Source organism: Shewanella sp. SG41-3 (genome assembly GCF_014164545.1).
GTDB classification, from domain to species: domain Bacteria; phylum Pseudomonadota; class Gammaproteobacteria; order Enterobacterales; family Shewanellaceae; genus Shewanella; species Shewanella vesiculosa.
Window position 1 is genome coordinate 50,118 of the sequence record NZ_JACJFJ010000008.1, and the last position, 20,041, is coordinate 70,158.

Here is a 20,041-nt window from a genome sequence, read left to right on the forward strand (position 1 = left end):
ATAGATATTTGTGAGAATGAAACCAAAGGTCATTTCGATTCACTTGGCTGAGCGTTCATCTGGCAATATGGTTAATTCATCAAACGGCACTTTAATAGTGCCGTTTTTGTTTGCTTGATAGGGTTTGTATTCAGACTTTATAACGATAAACTAGCGACAGTTTTCATTGTTCAAGTGATATACCGATGTTTTGGCTTAAAAAAATCTTATCGCAATTAGTCATGCCCATTCCGCTTAGCATTATGCTATTAGTTATAGCAGCCGTGTTTTGGCGCACAAAAAGAACACGGTTGCTGCAATTTGGCCGTATTGCCTTGGTGGCTGCGATAGCGCTACTGGTATTAACCAGCCAAGCGCAAGTAAGCTATTATTTAGCGGATTCGTTAGAGTCACAGTATCAAGTTAACCATCAACCAATAACAGGGGCTTGTGTTGTGATGGTATTGGGATCGGGTAACCGTGAGCAGCAAGGCCATACCGCAGTGCAGCAATTATCATCTACAGCACTGGCTCGATTAACTGAAGGCGTGCGTCAGCTTAGCCTTGGCCAACACTGCACCTTAGTGGTCAGTGGTTGGAGCGGCGGTAATCAGCCAACTGCTCATGCCACTATTATGGCTCAAGCGGCCCAAGAATTAGGCATCCCCAAAAAGAGTATTACGGTCTTCAATCAACCTAAAGACACCATTGAAGAAGCCAATGCACTTAAGCAATTTTTGGGTACTCAGCCTTTTAGATTGGTGACGTCAGCGACACATATGCCAAGGTCTATGCGCATATTTAACGCTTTAGGGATGCAACCCCAAGCGGCGCCAACTGACTTTATTGCTAATAGTAGCGATTGGTGGCGTTTAAATGCGGATAATTTGTTAGATTCACAGCGAGCCATTCATGAGTATGTCGGTATATTATGGTTGTGGGTTAAAGATCTATTAGTGAATAATCACTAGCGTTGTTTACTAAATAGTTGGGTAGCAGTATTTTGAATAATTTATCAATCAATTCCAAGGACACTATTGTGAGTGATGAGCACATGTTAATTAGTCCTTATGCTAAGCGAAATGGCATCACGCTTACAGTTGTTGGCGCGTTAAGTTTAGTGACTAGCTTGATTATTTTTATTGGGCTTAAAGGCTTTTTTGTGCCTGGTATGTTGTGTTTTGCCTTAGGCTCAGTCGCACTGGTGTTAGGTGTCGCTAAAGTGTATCAGCCAGCGGTCAGCTTCAAACTAATGCCTACAGGAGTGGTATTTTTTCATCGTCGTGGTCAGGTATTTATTGAATGGCATAATATTCAGCGGCTTGATAGCGTGCGGGTAAATCAAAATATGGAGATGATTGAACTGCCTTATATTGGCGTCAAACTTAAAAAGATTAATCCCATATTAGATTGTATTTCACCGCGTTTGGCTACCGGATTACTAACCGAACAGCGGCCACTTTTGATGACCGCTGCCACTCAAGATGAGGACTTACAAAGTTTAGAAGGTTACTTAGGTGCAGAATTTACCCCGCTAGTGGTTAACGGTGAACGTTATCGTGGTGTTCTAGCGATGTTCGGTCATCGTTGCCAAACCTTGAATGAGCAGCTTGGTTACCATGTGTACCTATCCATTGACAGTTTAGATCGAGAGCCCAAAGAGTTTGTCGCTTTGTTGCGTCAATGGCAGCGACAAGCACTAATCAATAGTGATGAATAAGCCATTATTAAAGGATGTGGTGATCTTCTAGGAGGTAACATGGCACAGCTTGAGCTATTACAAGGAGGGTGTTTATGTGGCGCCATCCGTTATCAAGTTAATGGTTTGCCATTTGATGCCGATCACTGCCACTGCAGTCAATGTCGAAAAAGTGCCGGTGCGGTGATGATGAGCTGGATGGATTTTTGTTATGAACAAGTTCAATGGCTAAAAGGGCAAGTCACAGAGTTTGCTTCATCAAAGGATATTCGTCGGGGTTTTTGTCAACACTGTGGTTGCTCTCTGACTTACCGACATCTGGATTATCCGCAGTACATAACATTATCGATTGCATCGCTTGATCTACCACAAAAAGTGCAGCCAACTTACCATATACACACTGATGAGCAGGTTAGCTGGTTAAATATCGATGACAATTGTCCGCGTTATAAGGCAGGAAAAACGCTGACAAAAAGCTCAAATTAGCTTTTTGATGAAATCAGAGTCAATGGTTCTACGTGGCGATAACCTAAAAACTGGCCACCGTCTAAAATTTCGATGTTTTCACAATACGCATCCCCTTCAAAAATACCTTGCTCATGCAGGGTCATTTTTTTGCAGTGTGCTTTACCTGTTAGTTGGCCTGCAATCATTAAGTTTCGGCACAAAATATCACCATCGACTGTGCCATTGGGTTCAATCGTCACATTGCCTTGTGCTTTAATATCGCCGTTGATATGCCCTGCAATGAGTACATCACCGCTGAAAATAAGTTTGCCGGTTAAGTGACATTCTGGGGCGATAAAACTCAGCGGATTTGCAGCTTGTTTTTGACCAAACATCTCAGTGCTCTTATGGCTATATTTTGGCTGATAATATAGCGTTAAAGGCAAATAAATAACACCAAAATCGCTCGCTATATTGCTAACTGATTAACATACCGTATTTGATAAATTAGCTCGGTTTGCCAATCTGTATGGCATTAGAAGGGCAGGGAGATACACAAGCACCACAACCCGTACAGGCATCAGTATCTATCAAGGGTTTAGGCACTTGTCCTACTGCCATGATAAAGCTAATTGCGCGTGGATCGCAGGCATCTTTACAACTCTGGCACCAAACACCTTCATAGGTTAAGCAGCTGTCTTTTATGCTGGCGCGAATTGACCAAGGTAAGGACTGGGCGAGATCGAACACCGGCTCTGGGCACACATCAACGCAAAGCTGGCAAAAAGTACATTCACCAAGATTAAAATCTATTTCAGGAAACCCACCTTCACCGCGTTTAATTATTTGGGTTTCGCAGGCGGTAATACACTTGTCACAGCGGGTGCAATTGTCAGTAAATTCTTGATCTGTTTTGCTCCATGGCGGGCGGGTGACATTGGATTTTCTGCGACTAAATAGATTACGCCGACTTTGATTAATACTTTGGCTCATGGCTATCCTAATTGGACGTAAACGCATTAGCTGGCGCTAGGGGTTGTCGCTCTATCAGGCTGAAAATGGCTTCGAGCTAAAACCTGTGCTAACAAGGGCGTTTAATCGCAAGTTTTGGGCGGATTGTGGCTTGTTTCTACTGGGTTATCGCTAATTCATGTTAAGTCGCTACATGAATTAGCTCCGCCTGGTATATCATCACCACACAGCCGCAAAATTTACTTTGAAAGATTAACACACCCTGATATTAGCATTCGCTGCAGCTAAAAATTGTTAAGCGCTAGGCATTTTATAACCATCAGGGTTATGTGATTGCCATTTCCAACTGCTATTGGCCATATCTTCAACGGTATGAGTCGCACGCCAGTTAAGTTCTGTTGCTGCAAAACTCGGATCGGCATAACAAGCGGCAATGTCACCAGGACGGCGTGGACTGATTTGATAAGCAATGGTTTTACCACAAGCTGTTTCAAATGCTTTGACCATGTCTAACACACTGTAACCGATACCCGTGCCGAGATTATAAGTCACCAATCCAGGTTTTGTTTGCAGCTTTTTAAGCGCTTGTAAGTGACCCACAGCTAAATCAACAACGTGAATATAATCGCGAACACCTGTGCCATCTGGTGTGTCGTAATCATCGCCAAACACGCTTAATTTTTCGCGTTTACCGACAGCAACTTGGGCAATAAACGGCATCAAGTTATTCGGAATGTCGTTAGGATCTTCACCAATTAAGCCACTTTCGTGAGCTCCAACAGGATTGAAGTAACGTAGTCGAGCAATATTCCAGCTGTTATCTGAGTTGTACAAGTCGGCTAAAATATATTCAACCATCAATTTTGACTGACCATATGGATTGGTCGCGCCCGTTGGGAAATCTTCTTTAATGGGCAGACTCGCTGGATCGCCATAAACCGTGGCGGATGAACTAAAGACTAAGTTTTTAACGTTATTTTCGGCCATAACTTGGCATAAAATAATCGTGCCAGTCACGTTGTTTTCATAATACTTTAATGGTTCGGCGACTGACTCACCGACGGCTTTTAAGCCTGCAAAATGGATAACGGACTCAATGCTATGGTCTACAAATACTTTTTGTAGCAAAGCTTTATTTAAAATATCGCCTTGATAAAAAGTGACATCCTTACCAGTAATAGTATGAACACGGGCTAGGGCTTCAACACTTGAATTTGATAAATTATCAACAATGATCACTTCCTGTCCGGCATTTAATAGCTCAACGACTGTGTGGGTACCAATATAGCCGGCGCCACCGGTTACTAAAATTGCCATAAATAAATCATCCTATGAATTAATGAGTCATGTGTGAATGATATTGTAAATTATCCCAGCTCTATCGTCAGTTAAATTATCGATGGCGCGCTAAATTAACTTGGGTTAAGTCTTGCTGTAATGTGTTCATTTATGGTGATAAAACCTTAGCCTACTCATGGGGCTTATAGCTCGTTTGTATTTATTTGTTTACGATTAAAGCAACATAACCGCATGAAATAAACTGTGAGGGAGTTAACAAAACGTCAACGTTAGCACACTATGTAGGGAGTGAAGTTGACGTAAAGTGGAACCTATGAGTACAGCAACAAAGTATATTGCCCATCAACCTGATGCCCAGGGTTACATTGATTATTCTGAGCATGAGAATCAATTATGGCAACAATTGTATCAGCGCCAAGTGACGAATATGCCGGGTAAAGCTTGTAATGCTTATCTGCAAGGACTCGATGCCTTAGGCATGTCGAGTGACCGTATTCCGCAGTTACCCGAAATCGATAAAGTGTTATTAGATGCTACGGGTTGGAAAACCGCAGCGGTACCAGCATTAATTTCATTTGGGCGTTTTTTTGAGTTACTGGCCAATAAAGAGTTTCCAGTAGCGACGTTTATACGTAGCAAAGAAGAGTTTGATTACCTTCAAGAGCCTGATATATTTCATGAAATATTTGGTCATTGTCCATTATTGACTAATCCATCATTTGCACATTTTTCGCATATGTATGGCCAGTTAGGACTTGCGGCATCCAAAGAAGAGCGAGTATTTCTGGCGCGGCTATATTGGTTCACTATTGAATTTGGTTTGGTACAGGCGAAAAATGAGCCATTAGCCATTTACGGTGGTGGTATTTTAAGCTCTCCTGGTGAAACGCTTTATTCGCTAAGTGATGAGCCAGAACGTAAACCTTTTGACTTACTTGATGTGCTGCGTACTCCTTATCGTATCGATATTATGCAGCCTATCTATTACGTGATTAACCATATTGATTATTTAGATGAAATTGCCCGTATGGACATTATGAGCATGGTGACCAAGGCCCGCCAATTCGGCATGTTTGAGCCTAAGTTCGCCCCTAAAATCAAAGCAATTTAATCGATTTACTGCTACTGAATAGAGGATTGTTTTCTCATCAGTATGCAAGTTAGACATTATTATAATTAAGCCTAGGAGTAAAAATGAACGCATTAACCGAGATGAAGTGTGAAGCATGCCAAGCAGATGCCCCTAAAGTGAGTGATGCTGAGTTGGCTGAACTTGTCGGTATGATCCCCGATTGGGGCGTTGAAGTTCGTGACGGTATTATGCAGCTTGAGCGGGTTTATAAATTTAAAAACTTTAAGCTGGCCATGGTGTTTACCAATAAGTTAGCTGATTTAGCCGAATCTGAAGGTCATCATCCTGGAATATTAACCGAATGGGGCAAGGTCACGGTCACTTGGTGGTCACACTCAATTAAAGGTTTACACAAAAACGATTTTATCATGGCTGCCAAGACAGACCAGTTGTTAGACGCGTAATTATCGTCATCGATTTCAGCACATTACGTTAACGTAATGTGCTGAAATAATCGCTCTGTTACAATTCTACTGTAAACTTCACTTGCCACCGAAGCAATATCCCTCTAACGTTATGCCAAATTTCCGCAATAAAACTTCAATAAATAGGGAATCGTTACATTATGCGTTTGGAAGTCAGCTGTATTGATCGCGTGGGTTTAGCGAAAGACATCCTCGTCGTGCTCGAAAAACATGGAATTAACTTAATCGCAATTGATGCCAGTAATAAGGGGTTCTTATTCCTGCAATTTGCTGAGATCAGTTTTGAAACATTACGAGAGTTAATGCCGCAAATTCGTAAGGTTGAAAGTGTTCATGACGTCCGTACTGTGTCTTTTATGCCGTCAGAACAAGAGCATTATGCCCTTAAAACCTTACTTAAAACCTTACCCGACTCAGTGTTTTCAACTGACGCTAAAGGGCGAGTGCGCATCGCTAATGAATCGGCCTTGTTGACACTCTGTATGGCTGAACATGAAGTGGTAGGGGAGTCACTTAACCATTGGGTTCAGGGGTTTAACTTTGCCCGTTGGATGAGTGAAATACCTGTATTGGCTCAAGCCACTCGAGTGCAAATTAACTCGAACGAGTATTTGGCCGAAATGCTACCCATTTATTTACCTGACGATGATGACAAAACCATTTTAGCGGGTGCCGTTATTTCGCTCAAATCACCTGCTAGAGTCGGTAAACAATTTAATGCGCTGCAAAATCAAACCACAGGTTTTGATAACGTATTAGCGGTTAGCGATAAAATGAAAGACATACTCAAGCAAGCTAAGCGCATGGCACAGCTCGATGCGCCTTTGCTGATAACCGGTGAAACGGGGACGGGTAAAGAGCTCATGGCGCGTGCTAGTCATGATGCCAGTATGCGCCGCGAGCATCCGTTTATTGCGATTAATTGTGCTGCACTGCCAGACAGCGTCGCAGAAGAAGAATTATTTGGTTTTGTCAACAATGGCACAGTTGTAAAACGCGGGTTATTTGAAGAAGCCAAAGGCGGGACGGTTTTTCTGGATGAAATTGCCGAAATGTCCAAAGCGGCGCAAGTTAAATTACTGCGTTTACTTCAAGACGGTACCTTTAGACGCATTGGTGGTGATGAAGAAGTTCGCGCAGATGTGCGCATTATTTGCTCAACCCAAAAACATTTAGCTGAACTCTGCCAAGCGGGTGAGTTTAGAGAAGATTTATATTACCGTATTCATGTATTAAGTTACCACATGCCATCACTGCGTGAGCGCCGAGTCGATGTGCTGCCATTAACCGAAATGTTCTTAGAACATTATAGTCAGCAGTTATCGAGTCCATTAAGACGGATCTCGGCAACTTGCCGCGATTATCTGTTTACTTATGCGTGGCCAGGTAATGTGCGTCAATTGAAAAATGCCATTTTTAGGGCGGTATCCATGTGGGATGGTTCGACAGAGCTGACCGTTGAACAACTCAAATTACCATCCTATGCCGAAGGTTTTGGTTACTTCGACGAAGAGTTTGAAGGCACCTTGGATGAAGCCATGAAAGAATACGAAGCGGGTTTATTGCGTCGATTGTATCCTGCGTACCCAAGTACACGACAATTAGCTAAGAAACTTGGGGTGTCACATACCGCAATTGCTAATAAATTACGCGATTATAATATTAGTAAGAAAAAGTGATGTAACGATTTAATGCCAGTATTTTGCTGGCATTTTAGTCACATAAACGCTGTAAATCAGTATTTGCGGTGCGTTTATATTAATGTAACGAATAATTTACAAATAGCCGTGAGCACCAACAAAATGTGATTGAGCTCACGCTATAGGTTTTTCTGCCGTGATCGGTTATTTGTATCGTCAAATTGAGCGTGTAGTGTGGATAATCCGCTGCGCTCACCCAGTATTTAGGAGCAATAATGAAACTTGCAAGTTATCACAACGGACGTCGCGACGGCCAATTGATGTTAGTCAGTAAAGATTTGAGCAAAACCGTCGCCGTACCTGCGATTGCACATACTATGCAGCAATTATTAGATGCTTGGGATCTGCTTTACCCACAATTGAATGAGTTATATGAAGCGTTAAACGCTGGGCATATGGATAATGCGGCAGATTTTGATGAAAGCCGTTGCTTATCACCTTTACCACGAGCTTATCAATGGGCAGATGGCAGTGCTTATGTCAATCACGTTGAATTGGTTCGCAAAGCGCGTGGCGCTGAAATGCCAGCATCTTTTTGGACCGACCCTCTGGTGTATCAAGGTGGCTCAGACAGTTTTATTGCGCCTAAAGCCGATATCGAAATGGCCAGTGAAGAATTTGGTATTGATTTTGAATCTGAAATTGCCATTATCACTGATGATGTCGCCATGGGTGTTAGCAGCGAAGATGCCGCTAAGCACATCAAACTATTGATGTTGGTTAACGATGTATCACTGCGTAATTTAATCCCTGGCGAGTTAGGCAAAGGCTTTGGCTTTTTCCAATCTAAACCATCAAGTGCGTTTTCACCCATTGCTATTACCCCTGATGAATTAGGTGATAAGTGGCAAGACAGCAAGGTGCATTTACCCCTAGTAACACATTTAAATGGTGAGTTATTTGGGCGTCCTAATGCGGGCGTGGACATGACTTTTAACTTTAGTCAATTAGTATCACATGTGGCTAAAACTCGCCCATTGGGCAGCGGTGCGATTATTGGTTCTGGCACTATTTCAAACTATGACCGCAGTGCTGGCTCAAGCTGTTTGGCTGAAAAGCGCATGCTTGAAATTATCGCCGACGGTAAAGCCTCAACACCTTTTATGCACTTTGGCGATACGGTTCGTATCGAAATGTTTGATGAAAACGGTGTGAGTATTTTTGGTTCTATCGATCAAAAAGTGGTTGAGTACAAAGCCTAAGATTATTAGGGTAATGTAAACCGACATAATTAAGGCAATAGCGTTCAGTCGTTATTGCCTTTTTGTTAGGCAAAATAAAATAAAAATAAGGAAATTGACATGAAGCTCTATGGTTATTGGCGCTCAAGTGCGGCTTATCGGGTTCGTATAGCATTAAACTTAAAGCAGTTATCCGCAGAACATATTTCGGTGCATTTAGTTAATAATGGCGGTGAGCAACACAGTGCCAGTTTTCATCAATTAAACCCACAGCATTTAGTGCCAGCCTTTGTTGATAGCGGCGAGCAGGGTGAGCTGACATTGTCGCAATCACTGGCCATTATTGAGTATCTTGAAGATAAGTATCCAGATCATCGTCTACTGCCAAGCAATATTGAAGATCGTGCCATTGTACGTAGTATGGCTCAGGCCATTGCGTGTGAAATTCACCCTTTAGATAATTTGCGAGTATTACAATATTTAGTCAACGAAATGGGCGTGTCTGAAGCCGATAAAATGCGTTGGTATCATCATTGGATCCATGTTGGTTTTACTGCACTGGAAGTGCAACTAGGCCAATATTCTGGACGCTTCTGTTTTGGGGATACGCCTTCGCTGGCTGATATTTGTTTGATCCCCCAAGTGTATAATGCCAAACGCTTTAACTTAGAGCTGGCCGCGTACCCCAATATTGTCAGGATTTGGCATGAGTGTCAGCAATTAAGTGCATTTGCTGACGCTGCACCAGAGCAGCAGCATGACGCCAGCTAATGAACCCTGTGTGAGTAATGAGTTGCAACGACTAGGGGCTGATGCGTTACAGGCGCAGTTATCGACATGGTTGCAACAAGATGCTCAGCGTCTAAATGCCTTGCAAGTATGCAGTGAAGTGTTAAATCACTTCAATATTGGCGATTGGTATATTGCTGCCGGCTTTGTACGTAATTTGGTATGGGATAAATTACATCATATTAGGTCACAAGCATTAAATGATATCGACGTGATTTACTGGTGTGATAGTGATGTATCTGTAGAGCGTGATCGCGCGATTGAAGCCAAACTAAGGCTGCAAGCCGATTTGCCATGGTCAGTGAAAAATCAAGCCAGAATGCATCTCAGAAATAACGATCCTGCTTATTTATCATGTCTTGACGCCATGTCTTATTGGCCTGAAAAACAGACGGCAGTCGGGGTTAAGTTAGTCAATCCCAGTCCTGCTGTCGCTGCCCATATTAATCAAAAAATGCCTTTTATAGGCTCTAATTCTGCAACAGTATTGGCCCATGACTACGAGATTAAAGTGGACGCTGTTTTTGGATTAGCCTGTCTTTTTTCTCTGAGTTTACATGCTAATCCTAAACGCGACATCAGTGTGTTTAAATCTAGAGTCATTCAAAAGAAATGGCTACTCCAGTACCCTAAATTAACCATGATTACTGAGCCATTTCTAAGCTCTAAATAATGCTCTTTGTGACCTCTCATATTTTCTCAATATGCGCTTAACAGTCTGATTTACTCAGTTTGATATGTGATCTAAATCAAGCTAACTCAATTAAGTTGTTATCTCTAAAGGGGTATTATGCTTTTGTTGATCTATGTCAATGTTACTCATAGATTACTTATGTAGGTTGTTGGCAAATGTTGAGGATGCACTCAACTGCATCTAGTTGTCATTGCCAAGGAGTGTTAAAAATGAATAAGAAAATTACCCTAAGTTTAGTTGCCGTGTCTTTATTATCTGCCGGCCTGTCATTTAGTGCTGCGGCCCATCAAGCTGGAGATATTATTGTCCGTGCCGGTGTGGCGATGGTTGCTCCAAATGAGTCAAGCCCAGTAGTGGCAAATGTTGCTGAATTTAGTGTCGATAATGATGTTCAGCTAGGGCTAAACTTTGGTTATATGTTAACTGATAATGTCGGTATTGAATTACTTGCAGCATCGCCTTTTAGCCACGATGTTTCACTGGGCGCATTAGGTAAAATTGCAGACTCAAAGCAATTGCCGCCAACACTAGTAGCACAATACTACTTTGGTGATTCACAGTCAGCTTTACGTCCATATGTGGGTTTAGGCGTTAACTTTACTAATTTCTATGACAATGAATTTACTCAAGATGCGAAAGATCTTGGCTTAGAAAATTTAAGCTTATCGAATTCTTGGGGACTTGCGGCTCAAGTTGGTCTTGATTATCAAATTGACAAAAAATGGTTAGTTAACGCGTCAGTTTGGTATGCACAAATTTCTACTGATGTGAGCTTTGATATGGGTGCCGATCATGTTGTGGTTGATACCGATATTGACCCTTGGGTTTACATGGTCAGCGTGGGTTATACGTTTTAAGTCGTTCACGTTACTTAGAATACCTCTGCGATAATGGCAGTGATAACGAAACAGGAACCTAAGGGTTCCTGTTTTTGTTGGTGTTGCTTATTAAGATTTTTTACGCGGTTTCCAATGGCGGGTGTTGTAAATATATTCAGGTAATAAGCGATTAATCCACGCCACAAAACGCCAGCGTTTAGTGACATACACTCGGCGTTTACCTTTTTTAAGGGCGGTTAATATTTGTTTGGCGACCTTGTCTATCGGCGACAATAAAAAGCGCGTATTGAGAAACATCGCTTTATCATATAAGCCAAGCTGGATATCACTAATCGTAATAGGTAATTTTAATCGTTGTGCATGCATGCACAAACCTTGCAGATAATTAGCGGCAAACGCTTTAGAGGCATGATAAGCCACATTTGGACCACCACGTTGGCCCGCTATTGAGTTAATCGCCGCCAGTTGTCCATAACCTTGTTGACACATCAACTTAAACACACAGTTACTGATGGCGGCAAATCCTCTGACATTGATATCAACAATATCTTGTTCAATCGGCCAAGGAAGTGCCGCGTCATAATGATTCACACCCGTATTGACGATCACTAGATGAGCACCATTGTGCTGCTCCCATGCAGAAGTGAGTTGCTTAATTAAGGTTTCAGGCTCAAAAATACTTAACGGGTAAACGCTCACTTCCCCTGGTAAGTTTCGACAAAAATCGGTTAATACATCAGGATCTGGCACAAAAAGCACTAGGGATACATTTTGTTCCGATAACTGTCGTGCAAGCGCTTGGCTTAATTGCGAAGTCGCCCCAATAATCATTGCCGTTGCGGTAGGCGTGGTTGTTAACATAGTCAGCATCATCGTAATGTGGTGTCTTATAATAGGAATATCGGCTATTGATAACAAGCGAGAAAATATTTCAACTAAAGACGTGTAGACTTCTAGACATCCTTGTGTATGATGAAAGCGACTAACAATGAGTGGTCAGTTAGATGACAATAATGGGCTGTCAAAGCGTATCCATCGCCTTAGCGCTAAGTAAGACATTATTTTCAATGATAATGTGCTGACAGTCCTGAGAATATCTAGGTGTTATTTTAGGCGAATATTTATGGTGATTTTGTGATCTTAAGCGGTGACTCACCCACGGCTAAATACGCTTATCACCTCGGCATGCTCTATCTGTGGCAGTGATAGTGCGGTATGGTCGATATGACAAATTCATCATTATGGCTAAATACACAAGATAATTTATTTTCTTCACACAAAAGGTAATCAGTATGCCGGTTAGAATTCCAGATAACCTGCCAGCAGCAGGTATTTTAGAATCAGAAAATATCTTTGTGATGTCTGAAACCCGTGCGGCTAATCAGGACATTCGTCCAATGCGGGTATTAATCTTGAATTTAATGCCCAATAAAATTGAAACTGAAACCCAGCTATTGCGCTTATTGGGTAATACGCCATTGCAAGTCGGGGTTGATTTATTACGCATCCATGATAAAGAGTCAAAGCACACTTCTGTGGATCACATGAATACTTTTTATCGTGATTTTGAAGAGATCAAGCACAACAATTACGATGGCTTGATTATTACTGGCGCGCCTTTAGGCCAAATTGACTTTAAAGATGTGGTCTATTGGGACCATATTCGCGAGATCATTGATTGGTCGCAGCAGCATGTGACATCAGTATTATTTCTGTGCTGGGCTGCTCATGCGGGTTTCTATCATCTTTACAATTTAGAACGTAAGTTATTGGCCACTAAACGTTCGGGGGTGTTTAATCATCGTCGCACCAGCGATCCACATCCATTATTGCGAGGTTTTGATGATGAATTTTTTGCGCCACATTCTCGCTTCGCCGAAATGGATATTGAACAAGTTCGCCAACATCCTGATTTAGACGTGTTGGCAGAGTCTGATGACGCTGGAGCCTATATTGTTCTTAGTCGCGATAATCGTAATGTGTTTGTTATGGGTCATCCTGAGTATCAAAAAGATACCTTGAATGACGAGTATGTGCGCGATAAAGGTCTAGATCTTAATCCTGATATTCCACAAAATTATTATCGTCAAGACGATCCAAACCAAGATCCTATCGTGCGTTGGCATAGTCATGGCAGTTTATTGATCAGCAATTGGCTTAATTATTATGTCTATCAGTTAACGCCTTATGATCTGTCCGACATGAACGCCAAAACGCCATGGGAAAGTAAAAAATAATCACTTATTATTCAATTTTATAGGCGTTTATTTTATTGCGTTGAGGTGACTTTTATTAAGGCTATTACGCGACAACGTGAAATAGCCTTTTTTGTTTATCTACTCTCCAGAATGTCACTATTCTGATGTATTGCTATCAGCCGCTAAAACACGATTAATCATTAAAATTTGCCTTCAATTATTAGCATTCATAGCACAATTGTTCATGCTGGGGCCACTTCATAGACTAAAGTGTAATCCAATTTTCCACAGTAAGACCTCCTTATAATAACTAATTTATAAACAGTTAGTTAGCTACCATTTTTAGTGTTTTTTTATCCAGTGTAAATCTTCGATGACAACGCCATGAGATTAACATCAGCTTTTAGACCATTTTTTACTTGCTTTACGTTAGCGTCAACGTCAAAGTGGTGTGATATTATTTTCAATAATTTTTAAAGCGCAGTGAATTGGAGTGGTTATGAGTACAGAGCAAACAGGTCAAGATATCGTTATTGTTGCCGCGAAGCGTACACCAATGGGTGGGTTTCAAGGTGCATTGTCTGAGGTCGCGTCGCCAGTGTTAGCGGCCACGGCGATTAAAGGCCTTTTAGCCCAAACGGGGATCAGTGCCGATAGCGTAGATGAAGTGCTAATGGGCTGTGTGTTGCCTGCTGGTCTTGGCCAAGCACCAGCTCGTCAAGCCACATTAGGTGCCGGTTTACCTCTAAGTGTTGGTGCCACAACAGTGAATAAAGTCTGTGGTTCAGGTATGAAAACCGTCATGTTAGCTCACGACTTAATTAAAGCCGGCAGCAGCCAAGTGGTTGTGGCTGGCGGCATGGAAAACATGAGCAGAGCGCCATATTTACTCGACAAAGCTCGAAGCGGAATGCGTATGGGTCACGGTAAAGTAATGGACCATATGTTTTTAGATGGCCTTGAAGATGCCTACACTGGCGGCGCTATGGGCACGTTTGCACAAAAAACGGCCGATGATTTTGGCTTAACCCGTGAACAAATGGATGCTTTCGCATTGTCATCACTGGAAAAAGCCAATGCAGCGATTCAGTCGGGAGCGTTTAAAGATGAAGTGGTATCTGTCACCGTAAGTGCTCGCGGTGGTGATATCAGTGTTGATATCGATGAACAGCCTGGAAACGCTCGTCCTGAAAAAATCCCCAGCTTACGTCCTGCTTTTACTAAAGACGGCACCATTACTGCGGCTAATTCAAGTTCAATATCAGATGGCGCTGCGGCACTGATGTTAATGACCCGTGAGAAAGCCACTCAGTTAGGTCTAACCGTTATGGCGACCATTAAAGGCCATACGACTCATTCGCAAGAACCATCAATGTTTACCACAGCTCCCGTTGGCGCGATGCAAAAACTGTTCGAAAAAGTGCAGTGGAGTAAAGATGACGTTGATTTATATGAAATTAACGAAGCATTTGCCATGGTAACCATGCTTGCCGTGTCTGAACTTGGTATAGATAACAGCAAAGTCAATGTTAACGGCGGTGCTTGTGCATTAGGTCATCCAATTGGTTGTTCTGGCGCACGTTTATTAGTGACATTGATTTATGCCTTAAAAGCCCGTGGTCTTAAGCGCGGCGTGGCATCACTATGTATTGGTGGTGGTGAAGCCACCGCGATGGCGATAGAAGTGGAATAAAGCCACACTCGCTAAGTTCAATAAGACCACTGCGCAGGTAAATGTACATCCAGCCACTCAATGAGTGAGACTGACAAACATAATAAACGGCATTACCTGTGCAATAACTCAATACGAGTGATGTTACTCACTCATAGATGTTCAAGGATCGAGGAAAACCACATGACTACACAAGTTAAGCATTATATTGATGGCGAATTCACCTTTGGTAGCGGCGATCGCAATATTGATGTGACTAACCCTGCTAACAACAGCGTTATCGCAAAAATAAACTGCGCGACTACCGCCGAAGTCGAGCTGGCTATTCACAGTGCTAAAGAAGCGTTTAAAACTTGGAAAGAAGTTCCCGTGTCTGAACGTGCTCGGGTTATGTTGCGTTACCAACATTTGCTCAAAGAGCATCACGACGAATTAGCGACAATTTTAGCGCAAGAAACCGGTAAAACCTTTGAAGATGCTAAAGGTGATGTATGGCGCGGGATTGAAGTTGCTGAACATGCTTGTGGTGTTGCGTCGTTAATGATGGGTGAAACGGTAGAAAACGTTGCTCGTAATATCGATACGTATAGCTACACGCAACCATTAGGTGTGTGTGCCGGTATTACTCCGTTTAACTTCCCTGCGATGATCCCATTATGGATGTTCCCGTTATCAATTGCTTGCGGTAATACCTTTATTTTAAAACCGTCTGAACAAGATCCCATGACGCCACAACGTTTAGTGGAGTTATTTGTTGAAGCGGGCGCACCAAAAGGCGTGTTACAACTTATCCATGGTGACAAAACTGCGGTTGATATTTTACTACGAGACCCAGCCATTAAAGCGATTTCGTTTGTGGGGTCTGTGGGTGTGGGCCAATACATTTATAAAACCGGCACTGATAACCTCAAACGGGTACAAGCGTTTGCAGGGGCAAAAAACCATTGTGTGATCATGCCTGATGCGAACAAGCAACAAGTGATCAATAACATGGTCGGAGCCTCGGTTGGCGCTGCGGGTCAGCGTTGTATGGCCATTTCAGTAGCCATTTTTGTCGGTAAAGCCAAAGAGTGGATCCCTGAATTAAAAGAAGCGTTAGCTAAGGTTCGTCCTGGTTTATGGGATGACAAAGATGCTGCTTACGGCCCTGTTATCAGCCCTGCGGCAAAAGAGCGTGTCCTAAAACTGATTGCTCAAGGCAAAGCAGAAGGTGCTGATTGCTTACTCGATGGAACCGATTTCACTGTTGCAGGTTATGAGTCTGGTAACTGGGTTGGCCCAACCATGTTCACCAATGTCACCACCGACATGAGCATTTACAAAGAAGAGATTTTTGGTCCAGTACTGTGTTGTATGGAAGCGGATAACTTAGACGATGCTATCGAACTGGTTAACAACAGCCCTTATGGTAACGGTACCTCAATCTTTACCGCATCAGGCGGCGCAGCGCGTAAATATCAACATGAAATAGAAGTTGGCCAAGTAGGGATTAACGTTCCTATTCCTGTGCCACTACCTTTCTTCTCGTTTACAGGTTGGAAAGGCAGTTTCTATGGCGATCAACACGCATATGGTAAGCAAGCTGTACGTTTTTGCACTGAAACCAAAACCATTACCACACGCTGGTTTGATGCAGAAGCGGTTAGCGGTCCTAACATGAGTATTGACCTCAAATAAGCTCATTGGCCGCGGTATGATAAAACCTATCGCGGTTATTTTTATCTGCTAATACAACAAGACCATTTTGACTCGCACCATCGGATGGTGATGTCGCAAGCCCAAACATCACCATTTAATGACTAAGTAGCTCAAGCTGCAGGTGGGCAAAATATCAAATGACCCGAGAGTCATCCAAGATAATATAAGGACTCCAGTATGGATTTTAATTTAAATGAAGATCAGCGTCAGTTTGCTGATTTAGCCCGTCAATTCGCAGCAGAAGAGCTGGCGCCATTTGCCGCCAAATGGGACGAAGAACATCATTTTCCTAAAGACGTGATTCAAAAAGCCGGTGAGCTGGGTTTTTGTTCACTTTACTCGCCAGAATCAGAAGGAGGTATGGGCCTGTCTCGGTTAGATTCTTCAATTATTTTTGAAGAATTAGCCCATGGCTGCACAACAACCACAGCAATGCTAACCATCCATAATATGGCCACTTGGATGGTCACTACCTGGGGCACTGAAACCTTACGCCAACAGTGGTCAGAAGGCTTAACCACAGGGCAGTTATTGGCATCATATTGCTTAACTGAGCCAGGAGCAGGCAGCGACGCTGCTTCATTGCAAACTAAAGCCGTGCGTGATGGTGACGATTACGTGATCACAGGTTCGAAAGTCTTTATTTCTGGAGCGGGTGAAACTGAGCTTTTAGTGGTGATGTGCCGTACCGGTGAAGCTGGCCCTAAAGGGGTTTCTGCCATTGCAGTACCGGCCGATGCCGCAGGCGTTACTTACGGAAAAGCGGAAGATAAAATGGGCTGGAACGCCCAACCGACGAGAATGATCAGCTTCGAAAATGTGCGCGTCCCAGCGGTTAACTTACTTGGCGAAGAAGGCCAAGGTTTTACCTTTGCCATGAAAGGTTTAGATGGCGGACGAATTAATATCGCCACCTGTTCAATTGGCACTGCACAAGCGGCCTTAACGCGCGCGACCGAATATATGAATGAGCGTAAACAGTTTGGTAAGCCATTAGCGGCTTTTCAAGCACTACAGTTCAAATTAGCGGATATGGCAACAGAGTTAGTCGCTGCACGTCAAATGGTGCGTTTAGCGGCATTTAAACTCGACACTCAAGACCCTGAAGCCAGCGCATATTGTGCCATGGCAAAACGCTTTGCCACCGATGTGGGCTTTCAAGTGTGCGACAGTGCGCTGCAAATTCATGGTGGTTACGGATACATTCGTGAATATCCATTAGAGCGTCATTTCCGCGATGTACGTGTGCACCAAATTTTAGAGGGCACTAACGAGATCATGCGGTTAATCATTGCTCGTCGTTTGTTAGCCAGCGATGCACATCCTATCCTGTAACGGGTGGCTCACTGCTGACTGATCCACAACTGAATGATCCATAAATGATTACTAACATAAGGACATAAGGTTATGACTGCTCAAACCAATATACTGGAACACATCATTGGTCACACGGCTATTTTGACGTTGAACAACCCGCCAGCCAATACCTGGACAGCTGACAGTTTACAAACGTTGAAACAGATCGTGCTTTCATTAAATCAACGCAAGGATGTTTACGCGCTTGTTATCACTGGCCAAGGTGATAGGTTTTTTTCTGCTGGTGCCGATTTAAATTTATTTGCCGACGGTGATAAAGAAAATGCCGCTAACATGGCCAAACACTTTGGCGAAGCCTTTGAAACTTTAAGTGCGTTTCGCGGTGTATCAATCGCGGCCATTAATGGCTATGCCATGGGTGGCGGCTTAGAAGTCGCATTAGCGTGTGACTTACGTATTGCTGAAACCCAAGTGAAAATGGCGCTACCAGAAGCCACTGTGGGTTTATTACCTTGTGCCGGTGGCACCCAAAACTTAACCGCACTAGTGGGCGAGGGCTGGGCGAAACGGATGATTTTATGCGGTGAACGGATTGATGCAGCCACAGCTGAAAAAATTGGTTTAATTGAAGAAGTGGTTGAACAAGGCCAAGCCCTCGATGCTGCAGTCGCATTAGCCGCTAAAGTGGCTAAACAGTCTCCTGGCAGTGTCAGTGCATGTAAAACGCTGATAAATGCTGGGCGTACAATGCCAAGAGTTGAGGCATTACCGCTTGAACGTGAATTGTTTGTTGACCTGTTTGGCAGTGAAGATCAAGCTGAAGGTGTGAACGCCTTTTTACAAAAACGCGCCGCAAATTGGAAGAACAGCTAATGACTCAAGAGGTAATATTTCAAACGTTAGGCACACTATCTGGCCAATCTATTGGCGTAGTGACCCTGAATATCGAAAAAGCGCTTAATGCATTAACGCTTAACATGGTTGCAGCGATGCAAAACCAGCTCACGCGCTGGAAAAACGATGACAGTATTGCTTGCGTGGTTATCAAAGGCGCTGGCGACAAGGCTTTTTGCGCTGGCGGTGATGTTCGTGCGATTTATCATGCATCTATCGCTAATCCCAATAACATCACCGATGAAGCCTGTGAATTTTTTACCCAAGAATACCAATTGGATTACTTACTGCATCAATTTGGTAAGCCTGTGCTGGTATGGGGCGACGGCATTGTCATGGGCGGCGGATTAGGACTCATGGCTGGTGGTAGTCATCGCATTGTGACTGAGCGCAGTCGTATTGCGATGCCAGAAGTCACCATTGGTTTATATCCCGATGTCGGTGGCAGTTACTTTTTAAATCGTATGCCAGGAAAAACAGGCTTATTTCTAGGCTTAACGGCTTACAACATGAACGCCTCAGACGCCTTGTACGTTAACTTGGGTAACTATTACTTAACCAGCGATGAAAGACAGCCGCTGTTTGATGCTATGGCCGAAGTAACGTGGAGCCAAGATAACGATACAAATCATCAGCTATTGAGCAACTTGCTTTCTGGTATGACACAGCCGCATCTAGCGTCGCTTACAACCAGTCATTTACAACAATTTCAAAGTCAAATCGATTTATTAATGGCAGGTGACATTCTGGATGTTCATCACCAATTATCGACGCTAGATACTGAGCTTGATTGGCTTAAACGCGCGCAGAAAACAGCATTGGCGGGGAGTCCGATCAGCTGGCATCTGATCTTTTCTCAAGCGGCATTAGGTTCAGCGCTGAGCTTAGCCGAATGCTTCAAGTGGGAACTGGGTGTTAGCGTTAATTGTTGCTCTATGGGAGATTTTTGTGAAGGTGTAAGGGCGTTACTGATTGATAAAGATCGCAACCCTCAATGGCTGTTTACCGATGTTGAAGCGGTTGAACCGAGTAAAATAGCCCAACTTGTCACATCTCCCTGGGCCGCAGATAAGCACCCATTAGCAGACTTTTTATAAAAGGATAAT

General features: G+C 43.2%; 20 protein-coding genes. 16 read left to right on the forward strand and 4 right to left on the reverse strand.

Going from position 1 to position 20,041, the window contains the following annotated elements:
• Positions 1–185: 185 nt before the first annotated feature.
• The 3 genes from H5164_RS15565 to H5164_RS15575 all read left to right on the forward strand — a co-directional run bounded on the left by H5164_RS15565 (position 186) and on the right by H5164_RS15575 (position 2,164).
• Positions 186–950 (forward strand): YdcF family protein, encoded by a 765-nt coding sequence (locus tag H5164_RS15565; RefSeq protein WP_182757027.1) that lies wholly within the window; start codon positions 186–188, stop codon positions 948–950.
• 65 nt (positions 951–1,015) lie between these two features.
• Positions 1,016–1,699, forward strand: coding sequence for a DUF2982 domain-containing protein (locus tag H5164_RS15570; protein WP_124016277.1), 684 nt, complete (start codon positions 1,016–1,018; stop codon positions 1,697–1,699).
• Positions 1,700–1,738: 39 nt separating this feature from the next.
• Complete coding sequence (locus tag H5164_RS15575) at positions 1,739–2,164, forward strand: GFA family protein (RefSeq protein ID WP_182757028.1); 426 nt, start codon at positions 1,739–1,741, stop codon at positions 2,162–2,164.
• Here the strand turns inward: H5164_RS15575 and H5164_RS15580 are convergent.
• From H5164_RS15580 to galE, 3 genes are all read right to left on the reverse strand, one after another.
• Positions 2,161–2,520: a polymer-forming cytoskeletal protein gene (locus H5164_RS15580; protein WP_124016228.1), complete on the reverse strand. Its 360-nt coding sequence runs from the start codon at positions 2,518–2,520 to the stop codon at positions 2,161–2,163. The two genes, H5164_RS15575 and H5164_RS15580, sit on opposite strands and share 4 nt — an antisense overlap.
• Positions 2,521–2,632: 112 nt before the next feature.
• Positions 2,633–3,118 carry a ferredoxin-type protein NapF gene (gene napF, locus H5164_RS15585; RefSeq protein ID WP_124016227.1) on the reverse strand — a complete coding sequence of 162 codons (486 nt, stop codon included), beginning with the start codon at positions 3,116–3,118 and terminating at the stop codon, positions 2,633–2,635.
• 273 nt (positions 3,119–3,391) lie between these two features.
• A complete protein-coding gene (galE, locus tag H5164_RS15590; protein WP_182698863.1) occupies positions 3,392–4,414 on the reverse strand; it encodes a UDP-glucose 4-epimerase GalE in 1,023 nt (340 codons plus the stop codon).
• Positions 4,415–4,709: 295 nt separating this feature from the next.
• Here galE and phhA point away from each other — a divergent pair, with 295 nt between their 5' ends.
• The 7 genes from phhA (at position 4,710) to ompW (ending at position 11,174) form a co-directional block, all read left to right on the forward strand.
• Entirely contained in the window at positions 4,710–5,507 is a 798-nt protein-coding gene (phhA, locus tag H5164_RS15595) for a phenylalanine 4-monooxygenase (protein ID WP_182757029.1), read from the forward strand.
• Positions 5,508–5,590: 83 nt separating this feature from the next.
• Positions 5,591–5,932, forward strand: a complete 342-nt coding sequence (locus H5164_RS15600) for a 4a-hydroxytetrahydrobiopterin dehydratase (protein ID WP_124016224.1) — start codon at positions 5,591–5,593, stop codon at positions 5,930–5,932.
• Between the two features lie 161 nt (positions 5,933–6,093).
• Positions 6,094–7,632: a transcriptional regulator TyrR gene (gene tyrR / locus H5164_RS15605; protein ID WP_182757030.1), complete on the forward strand. Its 1,539-nt coding sequence runs from the start codon at positions 6,094–6,096 to the stop codon at positions 7,630–7,632.
• A gap of 236 nt (positions 7,633–7,868) precedes the next feature.
• Entirely contained in the window at positions 7,869–8,855 is a 987-nt protein-coding gene (locus H5164_RS15610) for a fumarylacetoacetate hydrolase family protein (RefSeq protein ID WP_124016222.1), read from the forward strand.
• Positions 8,856–8,954: 99 nt separating this feature from the next.
• Complete coding sequence (maiA, locus tag H5164_RS15615; RefSeq protein WP_182757031.1) at positions 8,955–9,605, forward strand: maleylacetoacetate isomerase; 651 nt, start codon at positions 8,955–8,957, stop codon at positions 9,603–9,605.
• A gap of 10 nt (positions 9,606–9,615) precedes the next feature.
• On the forward strand, positions 9,616–10,296 hold the full coding sequence (locus tag H5164_RS15620) for a nucleotidyltransferase family protein (RefSeq protein ID WP_310736192.1): 681 nt from the start codon (positions 9,616–9,618) through the stop codon (positions 10,294–10,296).
• 230 nt (positions 10,297–10,526) lie between these two features.
• Positions 10,527–11,174: an outer membrane protein OmpW gene (gene ompW, locus H5164_RS15625; RefSeq protein WP_124016219.1), complete on the forward strand. Its 648-nt coding sequence runs from the start codon at positions 10,527–10,529 to the stop codon at positions 11,172–11,174.
• 90 nt (positions 11,175–11,264) lie between these two features.
• Here ompW and H5164_RS15630 read toward each other — a convergent pair whose 3' ends face one another.
• Positions 11,265–12,017: an SDR family oxidoreductase gene (locus tag H5164_RS15630; RefSeq protein ID WP_182757033.1), complete on the reverse strand. Its 753-nt coding sequence runs from the start codon at positions 12,015–12,017 to the stop codon at positions 11,265–11,267.
• A gap of 431 nt (positions 12,018–12,448) precedes the next feature.
• On the opposite strand from H5164_RS15630, the gene metA reads away from it, so the two are divergent.
• From metA to H5164_RS15660, 6 genes are all read left to right on the forward strand, one after another.
• Positions 12,449–13,393 (forward strand): homoserine O-succinyltransferase, encoded by a 945-nt coding sequence (gene metA, locus H5164_RS15635; protein ID WP_182698857.1) that lies wholly within the window; start codon positions 12,449–12,451, stop codon positions 13,391–13,393.
• A gap of 460 nt (positions 13,394–13,853) precedes the next feature.
• On the forward strand, positions 13,854–15,047 hold the full coding sequence (locus H5164_RS15640) for an acetyl-CoA C-acyltransferase (protein ID WP_182757034.1): 1,194 nt from the start codon (positions 13,854–13,856) through the stop codon (positions 15,045–15,047).
• Positions 15,048–15,209: 162 nt separating this feature from the next.
• Positions 15,210–16,703 carry a CoA-acylating methylmalonate-semialdehyde dehydrogenase gene (locus H5164_RS15645; protein WP_182741029.1) on the forward strand — a complete coding sequence of 498 codons (1,494 nt, stop codon included), beginning with the start codon at positions 15,210–15,212 and terminating at the stop codon, positions 16,701–16,703.
• Between the two features lie 198 nt (positions 16,704–16,901).
• Complete coding sequence (locus tag H5164_RS15650; protein WP_182698854.1) at positions 16,902–18,059, forward strand: acyl-CoA dehydrogenase family protein; 1,158 nt, start codon at positions 16,902–16,904, stop codon at positions 18,057–18,059.
• Positions 18,060–18,131: 72 nt separating this feature from the next.
• Positions 18,132–18,914 carry an enoyl-CoA hydratase gene (locus H5164_RS15655; RefSeq protein WP_182721890.1) on the forward strand — a complete coding sequence of 261 codons (783 nt, stop codon included), beginning with the start codon at positions 18,132–18,134 and terminating at the stop codon, positions 18,912–18,914.
• A complete protein-coding gene (locus H5164_RS15660) occupies positions 18,914–20,032 on the forward strand; it encodes an enoyl-CoA hydratase/isomerase family protein (RefSeq protein ID WP_182757035.1) in 1,119 nt (372 codons plus the stop codon). Before H5164_RS15655 ends, H5164_RS15660 begins: the two co-directional genes overlap by 1 nt.
• The last annotated feature ends 9 nt before the right edge of the window (positions 20,033–20,041 follow it).